Origin of the sequence: Natronomonas salina (assembly GCF_013391105.1) — an archaeon.
GTDB lineage: Archaea > Halobacteriota > Halobacteria > Halobacteriales > Haloarculaceae > Natronomonas > Natronomonas salina.
The window spans coordinates 1,502,229-1,522,431 of the sequence record NZ_CP058335.1; the positions used below are offsets into that span (position 1 = coordinate 1,502,229).

At 70.0% G+C, this 20,203-nt stretch carries 22 protein-coding genes; 7 read left to right on the forward strand and 15 right to left on the reverse strand.

The window, feature by feature from the left end; all coding sequences use genetic code 11:
- Positions 1-17: 17 nt before the first annotated feature.
- The 4 genes from HWV07_RS08060 to HWV07_RS08075 all read right to left on the reverse strand — a co-directional run bounded on the left by HWV07_RS08060 (position 18) and on the right by HWV07_RS08075 (position 4,287).
- Positions 18-2,198, reverse strand: a complete 2,181-nt coding sequence (locus HWV07_RS08060) for a heterodisulfide reductase-related iron-sulfur binding cluster (RefSeq protein WP_178333806.1) — start codon at positions 2,196-2,198, stop codon at positions 18-20.
- Between the two features lie 93 nt (positions 2,199-2,291).
- Positions 2,292-3,014: an energy-coupling factor transporter transmembrane component T family protein gene (locus HWV07_RS08065; RefSeq protein ID WP_178333807.1), complete on the reverse strand. Its 723-nt coding sequence runs from the start codon at positions 3,012-3,014 to the stop codon at positions 2,292-2,294.
- Positions 3,008-3,706 carry an energy-coupling factor ABC transporter ATP-binding protein gene (locus HWV07_RS08070; RefSeq protein WP_178333808.1) on the reverse strand — a complete coding sequence of 233 codons (699 nt, stop codon included), beginning with the start codon at positions 3,704-3,706 and terminating at the stop codon, positions 3,008-3,010. The genes HWV07_RS08065 and HWV07_RS08070 overlap by 7 nt, the downstream gene beginning before the upstream one ends.
- The gene (locus HWV07_RS08075; protein WP_178333809.1) at positions 3,703-4,287 is read right to left on the reverse strand and encodes a biotin transporter BioY; all 585 of its coding nucleotides are present in this window, start codon (positions 4,285-4,287) and stop codon (positions 3,703-3,705) included. The genes HWV07_RS08070 and HWV07_RS08075 overlap by 4 nt, the downstream gene beginning before the upstream one ends.
- A gap of 99 nt (positions 4,288-4,386) precedes the next feature.
- Between HWV07_RS08075 and HWV07_RS08080 the strand changes: the two genes are divergently transcribed.
- A complete protein-coding gene (locus HWV07_RS08080; protein ID WP_178333810.1) occupies positions 4,387-4,983 on the forward strand; it encodes a conditioned medium-induced protein 4 in 597 nt (198 codons plus the stop codon).
- Between the two features lie 138 nt (positions 4,984-5,121).
- Here the strand turns inward: HWV07_RS08080 and HWV07_RS08085 are convergent, their stop codons facing one another.
- Positions 5,122-5,502 carry a gamma-glutamylcyclotransferase family protein gene (locus tag HWV07_RS08085; RefSeq protein ID WP_178333811.1) on the reverse strand — a complete coding sequence of 127 codons (381 nt, stop codon included), beginning with the start codon at positions 5,500-5,502 and terminating at the stop codon, positions 5,122-5,124.
- A gap of 220 nt (positions 5,503-5,722) precedes the next feature.
- Here HWV07_RS08085 and HWV07_RS08090 point away from each other — a divergent pair, with 220 nt between their 5' ends.
- Entirely contained in the window at positions 5,723-6,364 is a 642-nt protein-coding gene (locus HWV07_RS08090; RefSeq protein WP_178333812.1) for a DUF502 domain-containing protein, read from the forward strand.
- Here the strand turns inward: HWV07_RS08090 and HWV07_RS08095 are convergent, their stop codons facing one another.
- Entirely contained in the window at positions 6,365-7,201 is an 837-nt protein-coding gene (locus tag HWV07_RS08095; protein ID WP_178333813.1) for a proline dehydrogenase family protein, read from the reverse strand. It lies immediately after the preceding gene.
- Between the two features lie 94 nt (positions 7,202-7,295).
- Between HWV07_RS08095 and HWV07_RS08100 the strand changes: the two genes are divergently transcribed.
- Positions 7,296-7,841 (forward strand): CDP-2,3-bis-(O-geranylgeranyl)-sn-glycerol synthase, encoded by a 546-nt coding sequence (locus tag HWV07_RS08100; RefSeq protein WP_178333814.1) that lies wholly within the window; start codon positions 7,296-7,298, stop codon positions 7,839-7,841.
- Between the two features lie 158 nt (positions 7,842-7,999).
- Here the strand turns inward: HWV07_RS08100 and HWV07_RS08105 are convergent, their stop codons facing one another.
- Positions 8,000-8,791, reverse strand: coding sequence for a SprT-like domain-containing protein (locus tag HWV07_RS08105; protein WP_178333815.1), 792 nt, complete (start codon positions 8,789-8,791; stop codon positions 8,000-8,002).
- A gap of 137 nt (positions 8,792-8,928) precedes the next feature.
- Here HWV07_RS08105 and HWV07_RS08110 point away from each other — a divergent pair, with 137 nt between their 5' ends.
- Entirely contained in the window at positions 8,929-10,026 is a 1,098-nt protein-coding gene (locus HWV07_RS08110) for a DUF2157 domain-containing protein (protein ID WP_178333816.1), read from the forward strand.
- A 177-nt stretch (positions 10,027-10,203) separates the two neighbouring features.
- On the opposite strand, the gene thsA is transcribed toward HWV07_RS08110, so the two are convergent.
- Positions 10,204-11,886, reverse strand: a complete 1,683-nt coding sequence (gene thsA / locus HWV07_RS08115) for a thermosome subunit alpha (RefSeq protein WP_178336021.1) — start codon at positions 11,884-11,886, stop codon at positions 10,204-10,206.
- Between the two features lie 251 nt (positions 11,887-12,137).
- Here thsA and HWV07_RS08120 point away from each other — a divergent pair, with 251 nt between their 5' ends.
- Complete coding sequence (locus tag HWV07_RS08120) at positions 12,138-12,554, forward strand: glutaredoxin family protein (RefSeq protein ID WP_178333817.1); 417 nt, start codon at positions 12,138-12,140, stop codon at positions 12,552-12,554.
- A gap of 90 nt (positions 12,555-12,644) precedes the next feature.
- On the opposite strand, the gene HWV07_RS08125 is transcribed toward HWV07_RS08120, so the two are convergent.
- The 3 genes from HWV07_RS08125 to HWV07_RS08135 form a co-directional block, all read right to left on the reverse strand.
- On the reverse strand, positions 12,645-13,193 hold the full coding sequence (locus HWV07_RS08125; protein ID WP_178333818.1) for a KH domain-containing protein: 549 nt from the start codon (positions 13,191-13,193) through the stop codon (positions 12,645-12,647).
- Positions 13,194-13,273: 80 nt separating this feature from the next.
- Complete coding sequence (locus tag HWV07_RS08130; RefSeq protein ID WP_178333819.1) at positions 13,274-13,774, reverse strand: GNAT family N-acetyltransferase; 501 nt, start codon at positions 13,772-13,774, stop codon at positions 13,274-13,276.
- Entirely contained in the window at positions 13,771-14,292 is a 522-nt protein-coding gene (locus HWV07_RS08135; RefSeq protein ID WP_178333820.1) for a metallophosphoesterase, read from the reverse strand. Before HWV07_RS08135 ends, HWV07_RS08130 begins: the two co-directional genes overlap by 4 nt.
- Positions 14,293-14,380: 88 nt before the next feature.
- On the opposite strand from HWV07_RS08135, the gene HWV07_RS08140 reads away from it, so the two are divergent.
- Positions 14,381-14,770, forward strand: coding sequence for a DUF2237 family protein (locus HWV07_RS08140; RefSeq protein WP_178333821.1), 390 nt, complete (start codon positions 14,381-14,383; stop codon positions 14,768-14,770).
- A gap of 28 nt (positions 14,771-14,798) precedes the next feature.
- On the opposite strand, the gene rio1 is transcribed toward HWV07_RS08140, so the two are convergent.
- From rio1 to HWV07_RS08155, 3 genes are all read right to left on the reverse strand, one after another.
- Positions 14,799-15,668: a serine/threonine-protein kinase Rio1 gene (gene rio1 / locus HWV07_RS08145; protein WP_178333822.1), complete on the reverse strand. Its 870-nt coding sequence runs from the start codon at positions 15,666-15,668 to the stop codon at positions 14,799-14,801.
- Between the two features lie 202 nt (positions 15,669-15,870).
- The gene (gene citZ, locus HWV07_RS08150; RefSeq protein WP_178333823.1) at positions 15,871-17,004 is read right to left on the reverse strand and encodes a citrate synthase; all 1,134 of its coding nucleotides are present in this window, start codon (positions 17,002-17,004) and stop codon (positions 15,871-15,873) included.
- Positions 17,005-17,065: 61 nt separating this feature from the next.
- The gene (locus tag HWV07_RS08155) at positions 17,066-17,959 is read right to left on the reverse strand and encodes a DUF7536 family protein (protein WP_178333824.1); all 894 of its coding nucleotides are present in this window, start codon (positions 17,957-17,959) and stop codon (positions 17,066-17,068) included.
- 133 nt (positions 17,960-18,092) lie between these two features.
- On the opposite strand from HWV07_RS08155, the gene HWV07_RS08160 reads away from it, so the two are divergent.
- Positions 18,093-19,049, forward strand: coding sequence for a succinylglutamate desuccinylase/aspartoacylase family protein (locus tag HWV07_RS08160; RefSeq protein WP_178333825.1), 957 nt, complete (start codon positions 18,093-18,095; stop codon positions 19,047-19,049).
- 200 nt (positions 19,050-19,249) lie between these two features.
- Here the strand turns inward: HWV07_RS08160 and HWV07_RS08165 are convergent, their stop codons facing one another.
- Positions 19,250-20,176, reverse strand: coding sequence for a phosphatase PAP2 family protein (locus HWV07_RS08165; RefSeq protein ID WP_178333826.1), 927 nt, complete (start codon positions 20,174-20,176; stop codon positions 19,250-19,252).
- Positions 20,177-20,203 lie beyond the last annotated feature (27 nt).

The window sequence follows — 20,203 nt, forward strand, 5'->3', positions numbered from 1 at the left end:
AACGGCGAGGCGGGCGGTCAGTCGTCGGCGGGCGCGGCGTCGGTGCCCGTCTGGGCCGAGGCGGAGACCGTGGCGCCGTTGGCCTCCAGGGCCTCGACGATGAGCTCCGCGACGTCGACGATCTCGATGTCGTCCTCGTAGCCGCCGGTCTTCCGGCCGTCCTCGTACATCGTCATGCACATCGGGCAGGCGACGACGAACTTCTCGACCGAACTGCCGGCCTCGGTGTCGTTGAGGGCCTCGCGGAGGCGCTCCTCGCTGGGCTTGGACTCCTCGTCGAAGTCCATCCAGAGGCCGCCACCGCCGCCGCCACAGCAGAAGGAGTTCTCGCGGTTGCGCGGCATCTCGTGGAGGTCACAGCCCGTCGCGCGGACGAGTTCGCGCGGCGCCTCGTACTCGTCGTTGTACCGGCCGAGGTGGCAGGGGTCGTGGTAGGTGACCGTGTAGTCGAGTTCGGTGCCGGAGAGCCCGAGGACGCCGCGGTCGACGAGCTCCTCGACGGCCTGCGTCCAGTGGTAGACCTCGACGTCGCCGTCGCGGTTCCAGTAGCCGTCGATGGCGAACTCCATCATCGGGTCGTCGGCGAACTCCTCGAAGTCGACCTCCGGGTACTCGTTCTTGAACGTGTTGTAGGAGTGGGGGTCCGTACAGACGATCTTCTCGTAGTCGCACTCCTCGAAGGTGTCGACGAGCGTGCCGGCCTGCTCGACGAAGAGGAACTCCTCGCCGATGCGGCGGACGTCGTTGCCGTCGTAGACCTCGTCGTCGTAGAGGATGCCGACGTCGACGTCGGCGTGCTCGAAGATCTTCGCCAGCGAGCGGGCGACCTCCTTGTTCCGGTCGTCGTAGCTCGGGTAGTCGCCGACGTACCAGAGGTACTCGACGGACTCCTCGCGGGCGTCGGTGACCTCGAAGTCGAGGTCCTCGGTCCAGTCGCCGCGGGCGGACGGCGAGTCGCCGAAGGTGTTGCCCTTCGACATGACGTTCTGGAAGACGTCCTGGATGGTCGGCGGGACGTCGCCCTGGTCGGCCATCTGGCGGTTGAGCCGGGTGAAGCTCTTGAGGTGCTCGATCTCGACCGGGCAGGCGTCCATGCAGGCCATGCAGGCCATACAGGACTCCATCGTCTCGGTGTCGATGACGCTGGCGCCGCCGTCGGCGATGATGGGCTTCTCCTCGCCGCCGGCGTCGACCGACTGCCGGTAGGACTTCAGATCGAGGATGACGTCGCGGGGGTCGAGGGGGCGGCCGGAGGCCTTCGCCGGGCAGACCGACGAACACCGGCCGCACTTCGTGCAGGCGTCCTGGTCGAGGATCTCCTTCCAGGAGAAGTCGTCGATGGACTCGGCGTTCGTCGCGTCGAGGTCCGAGGGGACGCCGGGCAGGCGGGCGCCGGCCTTCTCGTCGCGCGTGACGACGTTGGCGAACGACGAGATCATGTGGAACGGCTTGGCGTACGGGATGGCGGCGACGAAGACGAACGCGAGGATGCTGTGGGACCACCAGCCGATCGGGTAGACCGCCGCGGCAGAGGCGGCGTCGAACCCGATGCCGGTCAGCGCCAGCGCGACGGCGGTGCCGACGAAGCTCACGGACTCGGCGCCCTGGCCGATGATGCGGAGCCCCTCGAGCAGGAAGCCGCCGACGCCCAGCAGGAACAGCGACCAGACGAGGAAGGCGTCCTCCCAGTTGGTGTGCTTGCCCCAGAGGCGGTGGTTGCGCCGGACGTAGCGGCGCCACAGCGCGATGCCCAGCCCGACGACGAACAGCAGCCCCAGCGCGTCCGTCACGAGCTGGTAGGAGAGGTAGAAGTCGCCGATCCAGAAGGACTCGCCGGTGAGCGGGCGGTAGAGGTCTACGTCGACGGTGAGGATGGCGGTCGCGATGAACAGCGTCAGGAAGCCCCACATGATGAAGGCGTGCATCAGCCCGCCGACGAAGTCGCGGTTGAACTGTTTCTCGTTCGAGGCGACGATCTTCGTCGCCTCGACGATCCGGGTCGGCAGGTCGTCGACGCGCTCGAACCAGTCGTCGGTCCCCTCGGCGTACCGCGCGAAGCGCTGGTAGGTGCCGATGGCGAAGACGAGGATCGTGAGCGAGGCGAGGAAGTAGAAGACGACCTTCTGGACGGGCCCGATCTGCCAGTAGGTCTCGCGGGTGACTTCACTCCCCGCCTGTATCGGAAGCGCCGGTAGCATACGGGGAAACGGGGGTGCGTACCTGCTTAAGTTTTGTCACACGAGGCCGCGAGACGGCCGCGCTCCGGCAAAAATTGTCCACGAGTTGCTCGGTTACACGGCCGTTACTGTCGGCATCGCCGCCGCGCCCGCCAGCGCTCCGGCGACCGCCAGCGCCACCGCGTCCTGTCGCGAGAATCGTAATTCGGGGAGGGTCGGGTTCCACGAGAAGCACCGCGCCTGCAGCGCGAGCGCGAAGCGGTCGGCCCGCTCGAAGGCGCGGTTGAACCCCGCGACCGCGAGCAGTCGCATCCGCCGAGGGACCGAGCGTTCCGTCCCCAGTCTGGCTCGATGGGCGTCGCGGATCCGTCCGAGGTCGGCCTGCAGGACGGGCAGGAACCGGAAGACGAACGCGACGCCCATCCCGAGGAACTGGCCGACCCGACCGGGGATCGCCCACTGCACCGCCGCCCGGGAGTCCCGGACCGGCGTCGTCCGGACGTACGCCGCGGCGACGAACAGCACCAACAGGACCCGGTACCCCGCCAGCGCCGACGGCACCGCGTCGCCGACGACGAACCACGGCGACCCCCAGGTCAACCCCTCCAGCAGCGGCGCCGCCAGCAGGAACGGGACGACGAACAGGTACTCCCGGAGGACGCGGCCCGGCGCCGTCTCCGCGACGGCCAGCAGGCCCGCAGTCAGCACCGTCAGGACGGCTAGGCCTCGCGGCGTGGTGTAGGCGAACGCGGCCGCGGCGAACCCGATCTGGACGGCCAGCTTCGACCGGGGGTCGAGCCGGTGGGCCGGCGATGACCCGGGCTCGTACGTCAGCACGGTCGCACGTCCGCGTCCGGGAGGCGCTCGCGGGCCGCCGCTGGCGGCTCGTCGAACGCTATCCGTCCCCCGGAGAGCGCGACCACCCGGTCGGCCCGCTCGAGCAGGTCGCGGAGGTCGTGGGTGACGACGACGACGCCCGTCCCGCGCGCCGAGAGGTCGTCGAGGTGCTCGAGGACGCGCCGCCGGGCCGGCCAGTCGAGTCCCGCGAACGGCTCGTCGAGCACGAGGTGGTCCGGCTCCATCGCGAGCGCGCCGGCGATTGCGACGCGGGACTGCTCGCCGCCGGAGAGCCGGTCGACGCGCGCGTCCCGTCGGTCTGCCATCCCGACCGCTTCGAGCGCCTCGTCGACCCGGCTGTCGATCTCCTCGCGGGGCAGCCCCAGGTTCTCCGGCCCGAACGCGACGTCGGCGCCGACGGTCGCCGTGACGAAGCAGTCCCGGGGGTTCTGGAAGACCATCCCGACGGTCGTCCGTGCCGCCACGGGGTCGTCCTCGACCGGCCGGCCGTCGACGAGGACCGCACCCTCGTCGGGCGAGAGGAGGCCGTTGAAGTGCCTGACGAGCGTCGTCTTCCCGGAGCCGTTCGCGCCGGCGAGGACGACGAACTCGCCGTCGTCGATAGCGAGGGAGACGCCGTCCAGCGCGGTGGTCCCACTGTAGCGGTGGACGACGTCCCGGACGTCGATCATTCGGCGCGGATCGCGTCGCTCCGGATGATGCCGATTGCGGCCGCCATCTTCGCGGCCTCCGCGGGGACGAAGACGACTGCGCCGGTGATGACAGCCGCCCGAACCGACATCTCGAGGGTGTACCACATGAACGGGACGCCGAGGCCGTAGATGACGAGGACGGCCGCCGCCATGGCGCCGACGAGTCGGGGCACGGACGCGGCCGCGAGCGACCGCAGTTCGAGTCCGCCGTGGGCTATCGCGCCAACTACGGCCGCCGCCAGCGGGTACGACAGCAGGTAGCCGCCCGTCGGACCGAGGAGGACCCCGAGCCCGGCAGCGCCCTGCGAGAAGACCGGCGCACCGAGCGCGCCGGCCAGCAGGTACAGCACCATCGCCGCGCCGCCCCACAGCGGACCGAGCATCAGGCCCGCCAGGAAGACGCCCAGCACCTGGAGGGTGACCGGCGCCGGGGAAAGCGGATAGGGGAACGATACGTAGGCGAACGCCCCGACGAGTGCCGCGAACAGCGCCGTCCGGGCGACGTTCAGCGCCATCTCCTCTCCGACGAGTTCCACGTCGGCCGTTGACGTACTGCTCATGGCGGGAGACACCTCGTCAACCGACTTGATTGTACCGGTCGACGGGACCCCGAACGAACGTGGGTTTATATATATCAAGACCGTTATCTGAGGGCCAGGATGGACGAGAAGACCGAGGAGCTCCGCGACATCTTCATGGACGTCACGGACGAGGAGGCCGTGACGGAGCGCCAGGAGGAGTCGCGCGGCTCGCTGACCGACGAGCGCGACGCCGGGGAGCGAATCGGTGCGATCGTCGCCCAGATGCGCGAACGGTACGACTTCGACACCGAACTGACCGACGACGAACTCGTCGGGGTGGTCGAGGGGTTCTACACCGGGGCGAGCGACAGCGAGATCGCCGACGACCTCGACGTCTCCCGGCGGGACGTCTTCCGGGCCCGCCTCGACCTCCACCTCGTCCGCGAGCGGGACACCGACGCCCCGTTCGAACTCGCGGAGTTCCGCGAATTGCTCTCGGAGGAGACCCCCACGAAGGAGGTCGCAGCCCACTTCGACGTCTCGCCGTCGACCGTCCGCCGCTACCGCCGCGTCGTCGCGGCCCGAAACGAGGCCCGACAGGTCAGCGACCGCTTCCGCAGCGAGTTCGAGGACGCCCTCGTCGACGCCGACCTCGCCGAGCAGTTCACCAGCGACATGAAGGACGACGGCCTCGACGAGGCCACCGACGGCATGGAGACGAACGTCTCGTTCTGAGCGGCCCGCCGAGACACGACCCTCGATTTTATACGGGGGAACGCGGCCAGACGGACCGTGCGCTGAGTTATCGCCGTCAGTCCGCCGAGGCCGGAGCGCGGGACACGGGCTGACGGGGGAGACCGTTCCGCCTGCTCGCTACAGTTCCACGTACACGTCGTTCGTCCCGACGTACCGCTCGACGCGCGATTCGAAGGCGCCGGCGCCGGGCCACTCGACGTCCACGCCGAGGGCGTCCGGGTCCCCGACGTAGGTCCACAGTTCATCCTCGTCGCTCGGAATCCGGACGCGGACGTAGAGACCCCGCTCGACCCCCTCGTACGCGTCGAGCGTCGAGAGATCGCCGTCACGGAGCCGCAGCGCCCGACCCGCTGTCTCGCCGCCCGGGACGAGCGTCGGGTAGCGACCGCTCGCCCGCCCCAGCCCGACGAGTCGCGCCTCCGGCCCGTAGTCGGCGTGGCCCAGCACCTCGCGAGCGCGTCCCGGGTCGCGGAGCGTCCCGTAGACGAAGACGTCCATGGCACCGCTTCGCGGCGGCGGTACAAGAAGGGTCGAACCGGCGCCCCGACGCTCGCCGACCGCCTGCTCGCTTCCCCTGGGGGACCCGGGAGACAGCCGACGACGGTAGCGCGGAGGCGCGGCTCGAGGGAGTGACTGGTGAGATCAGACCGTCGTTCGGGGGGTTTCAGCCGCGACTCGGTCGAAGCGCTGATTACAGCGCGGGCGAATGTACGGACGAATGCTGTCGTCCTCGTGGAAACGTGACATCGCGTCCGGGCTCATCGTTCTGGTTCCCCTGCTCGTGACGGCCTACGTCGTCGCGTTCATCTACCAGTCCATCGCGAACCTCCCCTTCCTCCGGACCGCCCTGGAGAACCAGCGGGTCGCCGTCCGGGTGCTGGTCACGCTCGTGCTGTTCGCACTCCTCGTCCTCTCGGTCGGCTACCTGATGCGGACGACGGTCGGCGACCTCCTGGAGCAGTCACTCGACAACGTGATGAACCGCCTCCCGGGCCTCCGCATCGTCTACAACGCCTCGAAGATGGCGGTCGAGACCGCCGTCAGCGGCCCGGAGGACCTGCAGACGCCCGTGAAGCTGGAGACGTGGAACGGGATGCGGATGACCGCCTTCAAAACCGGCAAGTCGACGAAGGACGGCCGCGACATCCTCTTTCTCCCGACCGCGCCGAACATCACCACCGGGTTCGTCGTGGAGGTCGAGCCGGACCGGTACACGGAGATGGACGAGAACGTCGAGGACGCCCTGACCCGCATCCTCAGCGCCGGCTTCGGCGAGAGCCAGGAACGCGGCATCCAGATCGACGTCAGCGAGGAGTCGCCCGTCGCCCGCGCCGAGGAGCGCTCGACCGACGACGACTGACTACCGGCCGAGGACCGCTCGCAGCGCGAACAGTGCGTTCTCCTTCCGCTCGGCGACCCGCCGGTAGAAGTACGATAGCCAGCGGTCGCCGTAGGGGATGTACTGGTAGACGTCGACATCGTCGGCCGCGAGGTCGCGCTGGGCGTCCTCGCGGACGCCCATCAGCATCTGGACCTCGTAGTCGGTGCCGTACTCTGCGTGGAGGTCCCGGGCCAGCGAGATCATCGCGGGGTCGTGGCTGCCGACCGCGACGCCGCCGTCGAAGGTCCGGAACGCCAGTTCGAGGTCCTCTCGGTAGGCCTCGTTCACGTCCGCCTTGTCGGTGTAGGCCACCTCGGACGGTTCGTCGTAGGCGCCCTTGACGAGCCGGACCTTCCCCGGGAGGTCGGCTAGCCGCGCGAGGTCCTCGCGCGTGCGGCGGAGGTTCGCCTGCAGGCAGACGCCCATCCCGGGGTGCCGTCGGACCTGCGTCTCGAAGGCGTCGAGCGTCGCGTCGGTCGTCGTGTGGTCCTCCATGTCGACCCAGACGAAGCCGCCGCAGTCGGCCGCGGCGTCGACGACGCGCTCGAGGTTCTCCCGGAAGACCGACTCGCCGACGTCGAGGCCGAGCTGGGACGGTTTCACGGAGACGCAGGCGTCGAGGTCGGTCGCCGCGACGGTCTCGAGCAGCTCGCAGTAGGTCCGCGCGTCGTCGTCGGCCGGGGCCCGTTCGCCGTAGTGCTCGCCGAGCAGGTTGAGTATCGCGCCGACGCCGTCGTCATCCAGCCGGCGGGCGCGCTCCATCGCGGTCGCGGCCGACTCGCCGGCGACGAACTGCCGGGCGATGGGCGGAATCATGCCGGAGAATACCGCCGCCCGCGTCAAGAGCCTACGGGGTCTCGGGGCTCGTGGAACCCCAATCCATTATACGCCCGCCGGTCGCACGCCGGATATGGTAGTCGAGACGGTCGCGACGGCGGTGTGGGCGATGTTCCCCGCCTACATCCCGAACAACGTCGCCGTGCTGGCCGGCGGTGGCCGGCCGATAGACGCGGGCAAGACCTGGAACGACGGCAAGCGCGTCCTCGGCGACGGGAAGACCTGGCGCGGGACGGCCTTCGGGACCGCCGCCGGCGTCGTCGTCGCGCTGCTGCTCAACCAGCTCCACCCGGTCGTCGACGGCGTCACCGCGTTCGACCTCCCGGTCTTCCCTCTCCACGCCGCCGTCGCGCTGGCGTTCGGCGCGATGCTGGGCGACATCACCGCGTCGTTCCTCAAGCGCCGCACCGGCCGGGAGCGCGGGGCCTCCTTCCCCGGCGTCGACCAGCTGGACTTCGTGGTGATGGCGCTGCTGCTGACCGCCGTCGTCGCGACGGGCTGGTTCTTCGAGACGTTCACGCTGCCCGTCGTCGCCGCGGTGGTCGTGCTCACGCCGCTGCTCCACGTCGGCACGAACGCCATCGCCTACGCCCTGGGACTGAAGGACGAACCCTGGTGAACCCACTTTTTGCACGGGCCGGCTTCGCCGGCCCGGCAAAAACTTGGGGAAAATAGGCGCTACGGCGACTCGCTCCCTACGGTCGCTCGCCGCCGGGAACCGCGTGTTCCCTGCAGTCGCACGCGGATGCTGGCTCGTTGTAACCGCCCGAAGGAGAGTCAGTCATCGTCGGCTGCGGACCGCGTTGAGGCAGTCAATCTGTCGACGGGGGTCGTCGGAAGCCCCTGGCCATCACCGTCGGCGAACGCCCGGATCGCGTCGTCCGCGTGGTCGCCATGCTCGAGGTACCGGCCGTCCGCGCGGAGGTGCACCAGCGCCTCGCAGTCGACGCAGTAGCAGTAGCCGGCCGACCCGGCGGTCCCGTGGGCCGCCTGCCGGACCGACTTGCAGAGCCGGTGGCGTCCCCACCAGTCACCGCAGTTCGGACACTCGAAGACGTAGGCGTAGTCGTCCGGCGTCCGCTCGTACGGCGACCTGCACCGACCGTCGAGGTCGAGGGGGTCGACCCACGCCCGGAACGACGGGCCGTGGCCGGGCTCTATCGGAATCACCGATTCGCCGGTGGCGCCGCCGTCTCCGGTGGCGCCCCCGCCGGCGCGAACCTCGGGCGGGCCGTCGCCGACGAGCGCGACGCCGCCCGCGTGCTGGTGCTGCCAAGCGTGGACGAGTTCGTGGCGGATCGTCTCCTCGCAGGCCGCGAACCCGGCGCGCTCGGAGACGTGCGCGGCCACGGTGACGGTACAGCGACCGTCGTCCTCGTAGGTGCAGGACCCGTTCTTCCGCCTCGCGCGGGTGCTGGTCGCCCACTCGAGCCGCCCGAGGTCGAGGTCCGACAGGGGCCACTCGTCGCCGAGGACGACCGCCTCCCCGTACGCGCGCGCCCGTCGCGACAGGTCGTGGTCGTCGGCGAGGCGTCCCTCGAACCCGCCCGCGTCCGTCGGTGCTGTCACTCGGTCGTAGCTATGCGCAGGCGGGGATATAGCTGCTGTTCTGGCATCGACCCGATAGCCGTCTGGTGGTTCGACCGCTGGTGGACCGTCGAACGTTGCACCCAAGTTTATATTGCACACCCAATCCACTGCCGACCATGGACCCCGATGCCCTCCGCGACGAGGTCGAGGAGTGGGTCCGCGACGGGATCATCACCGACGCCCAGGCCGAGGAGATCCTCTCCCGATACGAGACCGACGAGGAGCGCCGACCGCGGGCCGTCCTCGTCCTCTCCATCGTCGGGTCGGCGCTCGTTTTCTCCGGCATCCTGCTGTTCCTCGCGACGAACTGGCAGGACCTCCACCGGGCGGCGCGGACGCTCGTGCTGCTCGCCGGGCCGGGGCTCGCCTTCTACGGCGGCCTGCAGGCCTACGACCACGACGTCCCCCGCGTCGGCCACGCCCTCTGCATCCTGGGGGCGCTGCTCGTCGGCCCCTCGCTGTTCCTCTTCGACGACCTGTTCTCGATCGGGATCGCCGCGGAGTGGCTCCTGCTGGCGTGGACCGCCGTCGCCCTCCCGACCGGCCACGGCCTCAAGTCGCGGCCCGGGACCGGCCTCGGCATCGCGCTGCTGGCGGGGGTCGTGGTCGTGGTATCGGAGCCCGCCGACCCGCTGCCCGCCGTCGGACTGCTCGGCGTCGCCGTCTTCTCGCTCGGCCGGATGCGCTCGGGGCGGGTCCCCTGGGTCTACCGGATGGGCGGCGTCGTGCTGAGCCTCGGGACCCTGCTCGTGATGACGATGCTGGAGGGGCAATTCGACTTCTACCAGGTGGGCTCGATCCCGGTGCTGGTGGCCACGAGCGCCGGCGCGGTCGCCGGCGGGTGGTGGCTCCACCAGGCCGACGAGCGGGAGGCCGTCGAGTGGTCGGTCATCGTCCTCGCGGCGCTGCTGCTCTCGACCACCGTCGCCGTCTTCGCCCCCGAGACCGTCCCGGAACTGCTCGCCTTCGGCTGCCTCCACGTCGCCGCCCTGGCGGGGCTCATCGCCACCGGCTACCTGGGCTACCGCTCGCGGTCCCGGACGCTCATCGACCTCGTCGCCCTCGGCGGCCTGGTCCAGACGCTGTCGTTCGTCGAGGCGACGGTCGTCTCGGCGCTCTCCGGGTCCATCGCGCTCGTCGTCGCCGGCCTCATCCTGCTGGCCGCCGGCGTCGCCCTCGAGCGGGGCCGACGAACGCTCCTGTCGCGGCTCTGAAATCGGGACCTCGCGGAGCCGCCCTGCTGTCGGGTCTGCCGCGGACGATTACATCTGCCAGGTACACGTCGGTCGAACGCCGCAGCGGGAGCTACCCGGCGAGAAATAAGGAAGGATCGTTCGGGAGGCGGTGCAGTGCGGTGAGGGGGCGAAGGGGCGTTCGTAATTCCCGTCGAATTACATCATGCCGCCCATGCCGCCGCCCATACCGCCCATGCCGCCACCCATGCCGCCGCCCATACCGCCGCCGGGGCCGCCGGGCATGTCCTCGCCGTCGTCGTCGTCGGAGCTGCCGCCCTTCAGGTCGCCGGCGGCGATGACGTCGTCGATGCGCAGGATCATGACGGCCGCCTCGGTGGCGGACTCGATGGCCTGGGTCTTCACGCGGAGCGGCTCGACGACACCCTCGTTCTCCATGTCGATGACGTCGCCGGTGTAGGCGTCGAGGCCGGCGGTGCTGTCACCGTCGGCGTGCTGGCTGCGGAGGTCGACCAGCGAGTCGATGGGGTCGAGGCCGGCGTTCTCCGCGAGCGTGCGCGGGATGACGTCGACGGCGTCGGCGAACGCCTCGACGGCGAGCTGCTCGCGGCCGCCGACGGAGTCGGCGAAGTCGCGCAGGCCCAGCGCCAGCGCGATCTCGGGGGCACCGCCGCCGGGGAGGACCTTGCCCTCCTCCAGGGTGGTGCGGACGACGCCGAGGGAGTCCTCGATGGCGCGCTCGACCTCGTCGACGACGTGCTCGGTGCCGCCGCGGAGGACGAGGGTGACGGCCTTGGCCTCGTCGACGTCCTCGACGAAGATCTTCTCGTCGCCCGCGATGTCCTTCTGGGCGACGGAGCCGGCGAAGCCGAGGTCCTCCTCGGTGATGTCGTCGAGGTTGGAGACGACGCGGCCGCCGGTCGCGCGGGCCAGCGCCTTCATGTCGGACTTCTTGGCGCGGCGGGCGGCGATGATGCCCTCCTGGGCCAGGTAGTGCTGGGCCATGTCGTCGATGCCCTTCTGGCAGAAGACGACGTCGGCGCCGACGTCCTTGAGCTGGTCGACCATCTCGCGGAGCTGCTGTTCCTCCTGGTCGAGGAACTGCTGGAGCTGGTCGGGGTCGGTGACGTTGACCTCGGCGTCGATCTCGGTCTCCTTGACCTCGATGGGCGTGTCGAGCAGCGCGATGTTGGCGTCCTCGGCGAAGTAGGGCATGTTGTCGTGGACGCGCTCCTTGCCCACGATGACGCCCTCGACGAGCTCGGACTCGTCGACGGCGCCGCCGACGACCTTCTCGACCTTCACGTTGTCAGTGTCGATCTCGTCGCCGTCGGCGACCGCGCGGACGGCGTCGACGACGAGCTCGGCCAGCAGGTCCTTCGAGGCCTCGGCGCCCTTGCCGGTCATGGCAGTGGCGGCGATGGCCTCGAGGGTGTCGGTGTCGTCCTCGCCGACGTCGATGGCGACGTCCTCGAGGATCTCCTTGGCCTCCTCGGCGGCCTGGCGGTACCCCTGTGCGAGGATCGTCGCGTGGATGTCCTGCTCGAGGAGGTCCTCGGCCTGCGAGAGGAGCTCGCCGGCGACGACGACGGAGGTGGTCGTACCGTCGCCGACCTCCTCCTCCTGGGTCTCGGCGACCTCGACGATCATGTTGGCCGCCGGGTGCTCGATGTCCATCTCGCCGAGGATGGTGACGCCGTCGTTCGTGACGACGACGTTGCCCGTCGAGTCGACGAGCATCTTGTCCATCCCCTTCGGGCCGAGCGTCGTGCGTACGGACTCGGCCACCGCCTTCCCGGCGGTGATGTTCATCGACTGCGCGTCGCGCCCGGAGGTACGCTGGCTCTCCTCCGAGAGGACGATCATTGGCTGATTGCCCATCTGTTGTGCCATGGTCGTCCGGATGATTGTCTGTGGTTCTATATAAAGGTTGCTGAACCACAGGTGGAGAAACCCCCGGACGGGTGCGGGATTCGGCTGTCAATCAGTACCACACAACATTTATATACTAGTTTCTTGCGGTTCCGCCGGAACCCTCCCCCGCCGACGGGTTCCGCGGGGGTCGCCCGCCCGGTCGGTCGCCCCGCGTCGACGCAACCCATATGCGTGCCGGTCGATAACACGTTCCCAGCATGACGTTCGATCCCAGCTCGCCGGAGCTCGACGCGGCGGAGGTACAGGAGCGCGTGGACGCAGCCATCGAGGACCACGAGGTCGTCCTCTTCATGAAGGGCGACGAGCTGATGCCGCAGTGCGGCTACTCGGACCGCGCCCTCGGGCTGCTCAAGCGGTACCGCGACGACGTCGAGGTCGTCGACGCCCTGCAGAACCTTGAGGCCTTCCGGGAGGCCCTCGAGGCCCACAGCGGCTGGGAGACCATCCCGCAGGCGTTCGTCGACGGGGAGTTCGTCGGCGGCAGCGACATCCTCGCGGAACTCGAGGACCGCGGCGAGCTCGCCGAGACGCTGAACGTCGACCCCGAGACGGTCGACGACGCCCCGGCGGGCGGGAGTACTTCGTCGGCCGGCGACGTCGACGCGCCGTTCTGAGGGGTCACCCGCGCTCGTGGCGGAGAGACCGCCGTCTACGAGCGTCGAGCAGGCTTGTCGAAGGAGGCGGAAGAAGACGGAACCGCGCGGTCAGCCGGGGTACTGGTGGTACTCCAGTTCGTTGGCCTTCATCTCGTTGTGGCGGCGCTCGAGGAACGAGTAGACCGCGCCGTGGGGCGCGCCGTCGAGGATCATCTCCGCGGCGCTGCGGACGGCGTCGACCTGGTCGGGGCTGCCGATGATGCCGAGGGTCGTCCCGTAGATGACGACGCTGGCGCCGGAGAGCTCCTCCATCAGCTCTCTGGTGCGGCCCTGCTCGCCGATGAGCCGGCCCTTCTTGCGGCGGAGGTCCTTCTTGTTCCGGGTGGCCGACTCGATGTCGACGATGTCGAACAGCTGCATGTCGTCCTCGAGGAGCCGCATCGCCTCCTCGGGGGCGAACCCGCGGCCGATGGCCTTCACGATGTCCGGGCCCTTCAGGCCGGTCACCGGATCGCCGACGGACTCGACCTTCACCGACCCCGTCTCGGAGTCGATGTCCAGCCGGACCTCGGCGCGGTCCTCGATCTCGCGCATCGTCTCACCTCCTTCGCCGATGAGGACGCCGATCCGGTCGTCAGGAATAGTGACGTGTTTCATATCCCCGTTTCGGCACGCGGGGGTTTAAGCGTTCGGCGACGGCGGCACCGCAGGCCACGGTACCAACGGGCACGCCGCCCTCAGAGGTCGTACTCGTACTCGGTCTCGGGGTGGAGTTCGCCGGCGACCTCGGCCTGGGCCTCCACGCCGGCCTCGAACCCCAGCGCCTCAAAGAACCCGACGCCGACCGCGTTCTCGGTGAAGACCCCGCAGGCGACGCGGTCGACGTCCTGCTCGCGGGCCCACTCCGCGACGCGCTCGAACAGCGCCGTCCCGACGCCCTCGCCCCACCGGTCGGGGTGGACGTATATCGTGTGCAGTTCCACCTCGTCGGCCCAGGTCCGCTCGGCGCTGGCGAAGCCGACCACCTCGCCGTCGACCTCGGCGACGAAGAACGCGACGTCGTCGTGCTCGATGCCCGCCTCGACGAGTTCGGGGTCGTAGTTCTCGCCGAGGGCCTGCTCGACCGTCGCGGGGTCGAGGAAGCCGCCGTAGGCGGCGTACCAGGAGTCCCTGGCCACGGCCGCGACGGCGTCGACGTCTTCGACCGTCGCCTCGCGGACCGCCACCGCGTCGCTCATAGCGGCGACTCGACGTCGTGGAAGGCGACGGCCTCCTCCGGCGCCGCCTCGGTGTCGACGACCGCCACCGTCCGGTTGTCCTCCGGGACCGTCGGGAAGTGCGCGCCGGGATTGATCACCGTCGTCTCGCCGACGGTGCGCTCCTCGCGGACGTGCCAGTGGCCGTGGACGACGTAGTCGTATTCTCCCGCGGACGCGAGCGACTCGATGACCGGCCGCTCCTCGCCGTGGAGGACGGCGAACTTCCGGCCGCCGAACTCCAGTTCCGCGAAGCGACCGTGGAGCGTCCCGCCGGAGAGGGCGTCGAAGGCGTCGACGAGGCCCTCCCGCTCGCCGTCGTTGTTCCCGCGGACGGCGTGGACCTCGACGCCGTCGCGGTCGAGGTGGGGGATCAGCGGCGGCGCGACGAAGTCCCCGCAGTGGATCACGGCCTCGACGCCGGCGTCCTCGAAGACGTCCATCGCGGCCTGCGCGGCCGGAACGTTGTCGTGGGTGTCTGAGACGATGCCGACCTGCATGGCCGTGGGTTCCGTCCGCTCCGAAAAGAAGCCTCGGGGCGAGGCGGAACGTCGCCGGACTTTCGAGGCCGGCGCCCCTCCGGTCGCTATGGCCCAGCAGAACGTCCTCGGCGAGGCGCTCCAGCCCTGCGGCACCGACCCGATGACCGGCTACGAGCGCGACGGGCGCTGCTCCTGCCACGACGAGGACCTCGGTCGCCACGAGCTCTGTGCGGTGATGACCGAGGACTTCCTGTCGTTCAGCGCCGAGCGGGGCAACGACCTCTCGACGCCGCGGCCGGAACTCCAGTTTCCTGGACTCGAACCCGGCGACCGCTGGTGCGTCTGCGTCCCCCGCTGGGTCGAGACCCTCGAGGCGGTCCGGCGGCGGCACATCCCCGAGACGACCGTCCCGCCGGTGGTGCTGGAGGCGACCAACGAGTCGGTCCTGGAGACCGTCCCGATGGAGACGCTCGAAGCCCACGCCTACGACGTGTAGTGCTCCCGCGGCGAGGAAACGACGCCAGCTATTCGACGTCCCCGGACGGCTCCGGCTCCGGTTCCGTGACGTACTCCAGCATCTCGTCGTCGCTCACCTCGAAGCCCTGCCGCCGGAAGAACGCGGCCACGTTGTGGCAGTCCCGCTCGAGGAACTCCCGGCTGTTCGGGTGGTGGACGGTGACCGCCTGTCCCAGGTCCAGGACCGCGAGTTCGCCCTGGTGGACCACGATGTTGTACTCCGAGAGGTCGCCGTGGATGAGGCCGGCGCGGTAGAGCCGCCGGGCGTACTCCCGGACGACCTCGTAGGCCGTCTCCGGGTTCTCGACGGTGACCTCGTTGAGTCGCTTGGCGCGGTTCTCGTCGCCCCCGAGGTACTCCATCACGAGCACGTTCCGCTCGACGGCGATGGGTTCCGGCACCCGGACGCCCGCCTTCCGCGCCCGCGAGAGGTTCGCGAACTCCTTTTTCGTCCACGCGACGACGACCTTCTTCTTGTCCGCGCCGATGCCCTCGAACCGCGGGTCGCCGTCGAGGTAGTCGCGCATCTGCTTGAAGTCCGAGGCGTTGATGCGGTAGACCTTCACGGCCACCTCGCCGTCCGGCCCCAGCGCCGTGTAGACGTTCGCCTCCTTGCCCGTCGAGATGGGGCCGCCGAAGGCGTCGATGTAGCCGTCCTGGACCAGCTTGTAGAGGGCCCCCAGCGTCGCGTCGTCGAACACCGACGCTTCCACCTTGAACTGCTCGGTGTTCTTGATCCGCTTGCGGAACTCGAGGAACTCACGGTCCTGCTTTCGGGCGATGCGGTCGGCCTCCGTGTCGGCGACGTCGATCTCCTCCCACTCGTCGCCCACCGCCTCGTCCTCCTCGACCTCGAGCAGGCCGTACTCCTCCGTCATTGGTACGGGGTAGAGGTCCGCGCCTGAAAGCGTCACCGGTCGTTCAAGTGACTACGAGGCTGAGAGTTCAGCCAGGCGTGACCACTACCGGGCCGCGAACACCTCGAAATCCGTCGCCACGTTCACCGGAGCGTCGGACGGGGTCCTCGGAGCGTATCTGCACGGGCGAAAAAGATCGTGAAAACCGCGGGGGCTGCAGGCCCTACCGCTGGTCGATGGGCGTGAAGTCCTGGTCGTCCGGGCCGACGTAGCGGCCGCGGGGGCGGATGAGGCGGTTGTCCTCGTACTGCTCGAGGACGTGGGCGACCCAGCCGCCGACGCGGCTCATCGCGAAGATGGGGGTGTAGATGTCGACGGGGATGCCCATCTGGTAGTACGTCGACGCCGAGTAGAAGTCGACGTTCGGCGCGAGGCCCTTCTCCTCGACGAGGTGGTCCTCGATGGTGGTCGAGTAATCGTACCACTTCATGTCGCCGGCCTCGCCGAGTGCCTTGGACTTCTCGCTGAGGATGCGGGCGCGGGGGTCCTTGACGTTGTAGACGCGGTGGCCGAACCCGGGGACGCGGCGGCCCTGGTCGATGGCGTCCTGGACCCACTGGAGGGGGTCCTTCCCGGAGTCGTCGACCTCCTTGAGCATCTCCATGACGTCCTGGTTGGCGCCGCCGTGGAGGCTCCCGGAGAGCGCGCCGACGGCGGAGGTGATGGCGGCGTGGAGGTCCGCCAGCGTCGAGGAGGTGACCATCGCCGAGAACGTCGAGGCGTTGAGGCCGTGGTCGGCGTGCAGGACCAGCGCCATGTCGAACGTCTCCGCGAGGACGTCGTCCGGCTCCTCGTCGTTCAGCATGTAGAGGAAGTTCGCGGCGTGGTCGAGGTCCTCGCGGGGCGAGACCGGGTCGTCGCCGTTGCGGATGCGGGCGAACGCCGCCAGCGCCGTCGGGATCTTGGCGGTGATGCGGCGACCCTTCCGGAGGTTGGCGTCCTCGTCCGTCGGGTCGGCGTCGGCGTCGGCGTCGTACGCCGAGAGATTCGAGACGACGGTCCGGAGGGCGGCCATCGGCTCCTCGTCGGCCTCCGCGAGCTCGCGGACGAGCCGGTGGACGCCGTCGTCGAGGTGGCGCTCCTCCGCCATCGATTCCTTGAACGACGACAGTTCCTCACGGTCGGGCAGTTCGCCGTGCCACAGCAGGTAGACGACCTCCTCGAAGCTCGCGTCGCGCGCGAGGTCGTCGATGGTGTAGCCACGGTAGACGAGCTTGCCCTCGTCGCCGTCGATGTAGCTCAGCGACGACTCGGCGACCAGGACACCCTCTAGCCCTTTCTTGAGCTCCTCGGACATGTGGTATCGGTTTCGATGCCCGGGAGAAAAGGGTTACCGTTCGCGTAAGCAAGAACCGCCGCTATCCGTCGGTGGACGAACGTCCACTCCCGGTTCCGAGGGCGTAGACCACCCCGCCACCGAGCGCGGCGACCGTCCCGAGGACGACCGGCAGGTACAGCGCCGTCGTCCGGACGACCGCGGGGTCCCGCGTCGCCGCGGCGACGACGGGCAGCGCGGCCACGGCGGCGACGATGCCGGCGAAGAACCCGTGCGGCGGAGCGGCCCGCCGGAGCCCCAGGACGACGCCCAGCAGCAGTCCGCCGCCGAGGGCGACCGCGGCGTAGCCGACCCCGACCGCGCCGAGGTTCAGGCCGACCGTCGCGGCGACGAGCCGGTCGGGCGTCCCCAGGCAGGGGCCGCCGGAGGGACAGCCGATCGCAGGCGCGACGACGAGCGCCGTGTACGCCACGGCGGCGACGGCACCGTCGAGCGGCCGCCACTCGTGGGACAGCGATAACGCCGTCACGAGTCGTAGGCCGAGGCCTCCCACGACGAGGACGACGAAACTGCCCGTTACCGTCGCCACGACGAGCGCGAACCCCTCGGTCACCCGGTCGAACGCCAGCGCGACCGAGACGGGGACGAGCACCCAGCCGAGCAGCCCGAAGACGACCGCCAGCGTCGTCGGCGACCGCCGGCCCGGCTCGCCGTCGGTGACAGCCAGGGTGTGCCGGTAGGCCGCGTACGAGAGCAGGACGGTGGCGACCAGCCCCGTGACCGCGAACGCGAGGACGAACGCCAGCGCCGCCCAATACAGCAGCGACTCGTCGGTCCCCGGCGCGTAGGCGAACAGCAAGAACACCGCCAGCGCGAAGCCGGCGCCCGCGATGGCGGCCGTCCGGACGTGCCGGCGGACATCCAGTTCGGCGACCAGTGCGGCGACGCCCGGGCGGTCCGGTCTGTCGGCGGACACGGTCGGCCTTCCCCCGCGAGACCTAAAAGCCGCTCCGATTCGGACGTGGATTCGCCCGCGAGTCCGTCGCGGACTGAGGAAAAGCCGGCGGGTATCAGTAGGTCTAAGAACGCCCGGGCGACGAACTGTAACAATGACAACCCTCGGGACGGCGAGTGCGGGCCCCGGCGAGATGGACACGGGGCGGCTGTCGGTCGGCGAGGCGCGTGACGGCTCCGAGGTTGGTCTCCCGGTCGCGGTCGTCAACGGCGAGCGCGACGGCAAGACGCTCTACGTCCAGGCCGTCTCCGACGGCGACGAACTCAACGGCCTCGGCGTCGTCCAGCGGCTCGTCCCCCAGCTCGACCCCGCAGAGATCGCCGGCGAGATACTCGTCGTCGGCATCGTCAACTACTACGGCTTCCAGGTCGCGGAGCACCGCAACCCCATCGACGACACGAAGCTCAACCGCGCGTACCCCGGCGACGCCGCCGGCACCGCCTCCGAGCGCATCGCGGCCGCCACCTTCGAGGCCGCCAGCCGCGCCGACCTCGTCCTCGACCTCCACCAGGGGTCGACCTCCTGTATGATCAACGAGACGCGCGTCCGCTGCGGCCCCCGCCACCGCCTCCACCGCGACTGCCTCGAACTCGCGAAGGTGTTCGGCTGCGGCTACATCCTCGACCAGAAGGGCCCCGACGGCCAGCTGGCCCGCGCCGCCCCCGACGAGGGCATCCCCACCATCGACCCCGAACTCGGCGGCGCCGTCGGCTGGGACGAGGAGTCGATCCAGAAGGGCCTGAAGGGCGTCTTCAACGTCCTCTACCACTACGGCTTCCTCGACGGCGACGTCGACCCCGACCCCCAGACCCGCGCCACCGGCTTCGAGCAGTACGGCGCCCCCGCCGGCGGCCTCGTCTCCTTCGTCGCCGACCTCGGCGACGAGGTCGAGCGCGGCGACACCCTCTTCGAGGTCACCGACCCCTTCGGCACCGTCCAGGCCGAGGTCACCGCCGACTCCGAGGGCATCCTCTGGCGGCACCGCCGCCTCCCGCAGGTCGCCACCGGCGAGTACGTCTGCTCGATCGGGACCGACATCGATCAGTTCTAGAACACCCACTTTTTGCACCTCCTTCGCGAGCGCCTCCGGCGCTCGCTCAGTCGGGCAAAAACTTGGGGAAAATATGCGCGCCCTCCTCCATGCCGCGGCGCTCACTACGTTCGCGCCGCGTTAGTCGTCGGGCGCTACGCTGGCTCCCTTCGGTCGCCAGCGGGAACCGCGAGCGCGGAGCGCTCGCGGATGCTGGTCTCTCAGTCGCCGGTCGACGTGCCGGCTGCCGACCTGCGGGGCAGTCGTCTCGCCGTCGCTTCGCCGAGCAGGGGCGCCGCGATGACGCCGCCGAGGACCACCGCGACGCCGAGGAAGGCGAGGTACGGCTCGACGTGGAACTCGTAGACGACGCCGAAGAGCCCGCCGAAGACGGCGCCGACGGCGGCCGCGACCGCGCCCCCCGTCCGGGTCGTCTCGCCGTGGACGATGGCGTCCCCGACGACGCCCCAGGCGATGCGCGCACCCAGGACGCCGCCGAGCGACGCCATCGTCTCGAAGTTGTAGGTGACGGCGGCGCCGACGAGGCCGACGAGGAGCGCGGCTGTGAACGCGCGGCCGGCGTTCGTGCCGCGGTCACAGAGCCGCCAGACCGTCACGAGGTAGGTGCCGCCGAGCGCGAGGCCGACGAGGATGTCGACCGCGTAGTGGACGCCGAGGACCACCCTGGAGAGGGCGATCAGGGGGACGACGGCGACCGCGGCGGCGTACGCCCGGCGGGTGTTCACCGCCAGCGCGAGGCCGCCGTAGACGGCGATGGCGCCGGTGGCGTGTCCGCTCGGGAAGCCGAACCCCGTGGCGGTGGCGGCGGAGACGTATCCCTCGCGGAGCAGCGCGGGGAGGAGGTCGGTGCCGACGGCCTCCCCGGCGGCCGGCGGCCGGGGGTAGGCGAGCCACTGCTTGAGCGTCGTCGTCAGGGCCTTGGCGCCGAGGCCGAGCGCGATCAGGAACGCGGCCGTCGGCCGGTCGAACGACAGCGGGCCGGGCAGCGTCTCGCCGAACCAGTAGCACAGGCCGAGCAGCGCGAACAGGAACCAGACGTCCCCCAGCTGCGTGACCAGCGCCGCGAGGACGACCAGGACCGTCGGCGCCTCGGCGACGAGTTCCGCCTCTCCGAACCCACGAACCATAGCCGGACGTCGGACCGCGAATCGTAT

What these genes read in the sequence shown, in the direction of transcription:
- HWV07_RS08060 (WP_178333806.1), bottom strand. Translation starts at nt 2,198, where the DNA reads ATGCTACCGGCGCTTCCGATACAGGCGGGGAGTGAAGTCACCCGCGAG.
- HWV07_RS08070 (WP_178333808.1), bottom strand. Translation starts at nt 3,706, where the DNA reads ATGATCGACGTCCGGGACGTCGTCCACCGCTACAGTGGGACCACCGCG.
- HWV07_RS08075 (WP_178333809.1), bottom strand. Translation starts at nt 4,287, where the DNA reads ATGAGCAGTACGTCAACGGCCGACGTGGAACTCGTCGGAGAGGAGATG.
- HWV07_RS08080 (WP_178333810.1), top strand. Translation starts at nt 4,387, where the DNA reads ATGGACGAGAAGACCGAGGAGCTCCGCGACATCTTCATGGACGTCACG.
- HWV07_RS08085 (WP_178333811.1), bottom strand. Translation starts at nt 5,502, where the DNA reads ATGGACGTCTTCGTCTACGGGACGCTCCGCGACCCGGGACGCGCTCGC.
- HWV07_RS08090 (WP_178333812.1), top strand. Translation starts at nt 5,723, where the DNA reads ATGCTGTCGTCCTCGTGGAAACGTGACATCGCGTCCGGGCTCATCGTT.
- HWV07_RS08095 (WP_178333813.1), bottom strand. Translation starts at nt 7,201, where the DNA reads ATGATTCCGCCCATCGCCCGGCAGTTCGTCGCCGGCGAGTCGGCCGCG.
- HWV07_RS08100 (WP_178333814.1), top strand. Translation starts at nt 7,296, where the DNA reads ATGGTAGTCGAGACGGTCGCGACGGCGGTGTGGGCGATGTTCCCCGCC.
- HWV07_RS08110 (WP_178333816.1), top strand. Translation starts at nt 8,929, where the DNA reads ATGGACCCCGATGCCCTCCGCGACGAGGTCGAGGAGTGGGTCCGCGAC.
- thsA (WP_178336021.1), bottom strand. Translation starts at nt 11,886, where the DNA reads ATGGGCAATCAGCCAATGATCGTCCTCTCGGAGGAGAGCCAGCGTACC.
- HWV07_RS08120 (WP_178333817.1), top strand. Translation starts at nt 12,138, where the DNA reads ATGACGTTCGATCCCAGCTCGCCGGAGCTCGACGCGGCGGAGGTACAG.
- HWV07_RS08125 (WP_178333818.1), bottom strand. Translation starts at nt 13,193, where the DNA reads ATGAAACACGTCACTATTCCTGACGACCGGATCGGCGTCCTCATCGGC.
- HWV07_RS08130 (WP_178333819.1), bottom strand. Translation starts at nt 13,774, where the DNA reads ATGAGCGACGCGGTGGCGGTCCGCGAGGCGACGGTCGAAGACGTCGAC.
- HWV07_RS08135 (WP_178333820.1), bottom strand. Translation starts at nt 14,292, where the DNA reads ATGCAGGTCGGCATCGTCTCAGACACCCACGACAACGTTCCGGCCGCG.
- HWV07_RS08140 (WP_178333821.1), top strand. Translation starts at nt 14,381, where the DNA reads ATGGCCCAGCAGAACGTCCTCGGCGAGGCGCTCCAGCCCTGCGGCACC.
- rio1 (WP_178333822.1), bottom strand. Translation starts at nt 15,668, where the DNA reads ATGACGGAGGAGTACGGCCTGCTCGAGGTCGAGGAGGACGAGGCGGTG.
- citZ (WP_178333823.1), bottom strand. Translation starts at nt 17,004, where the DNA reads ATGTCCGAGGAGCTCAAGAAAGGGCTAGAGGGTGTCCTGGTCGCCGAG.
- HWV07_RS08160 (WP_178333825.1), top strand. Translation starts at nt 18,093, where the DNA reads ATGACAACCCTCGGGACGGCGAGTGCGGGCCCCGGCGAGATGGACACG.
- HWV07_RS08165 (WP_178333826.1), bottom strand. Translation starts at nt 20,176, where the DNA reads ATGGTTCGTGGGTTCGGAGAGGCGGAACTCGTCGCCGAGGCGCCGACG.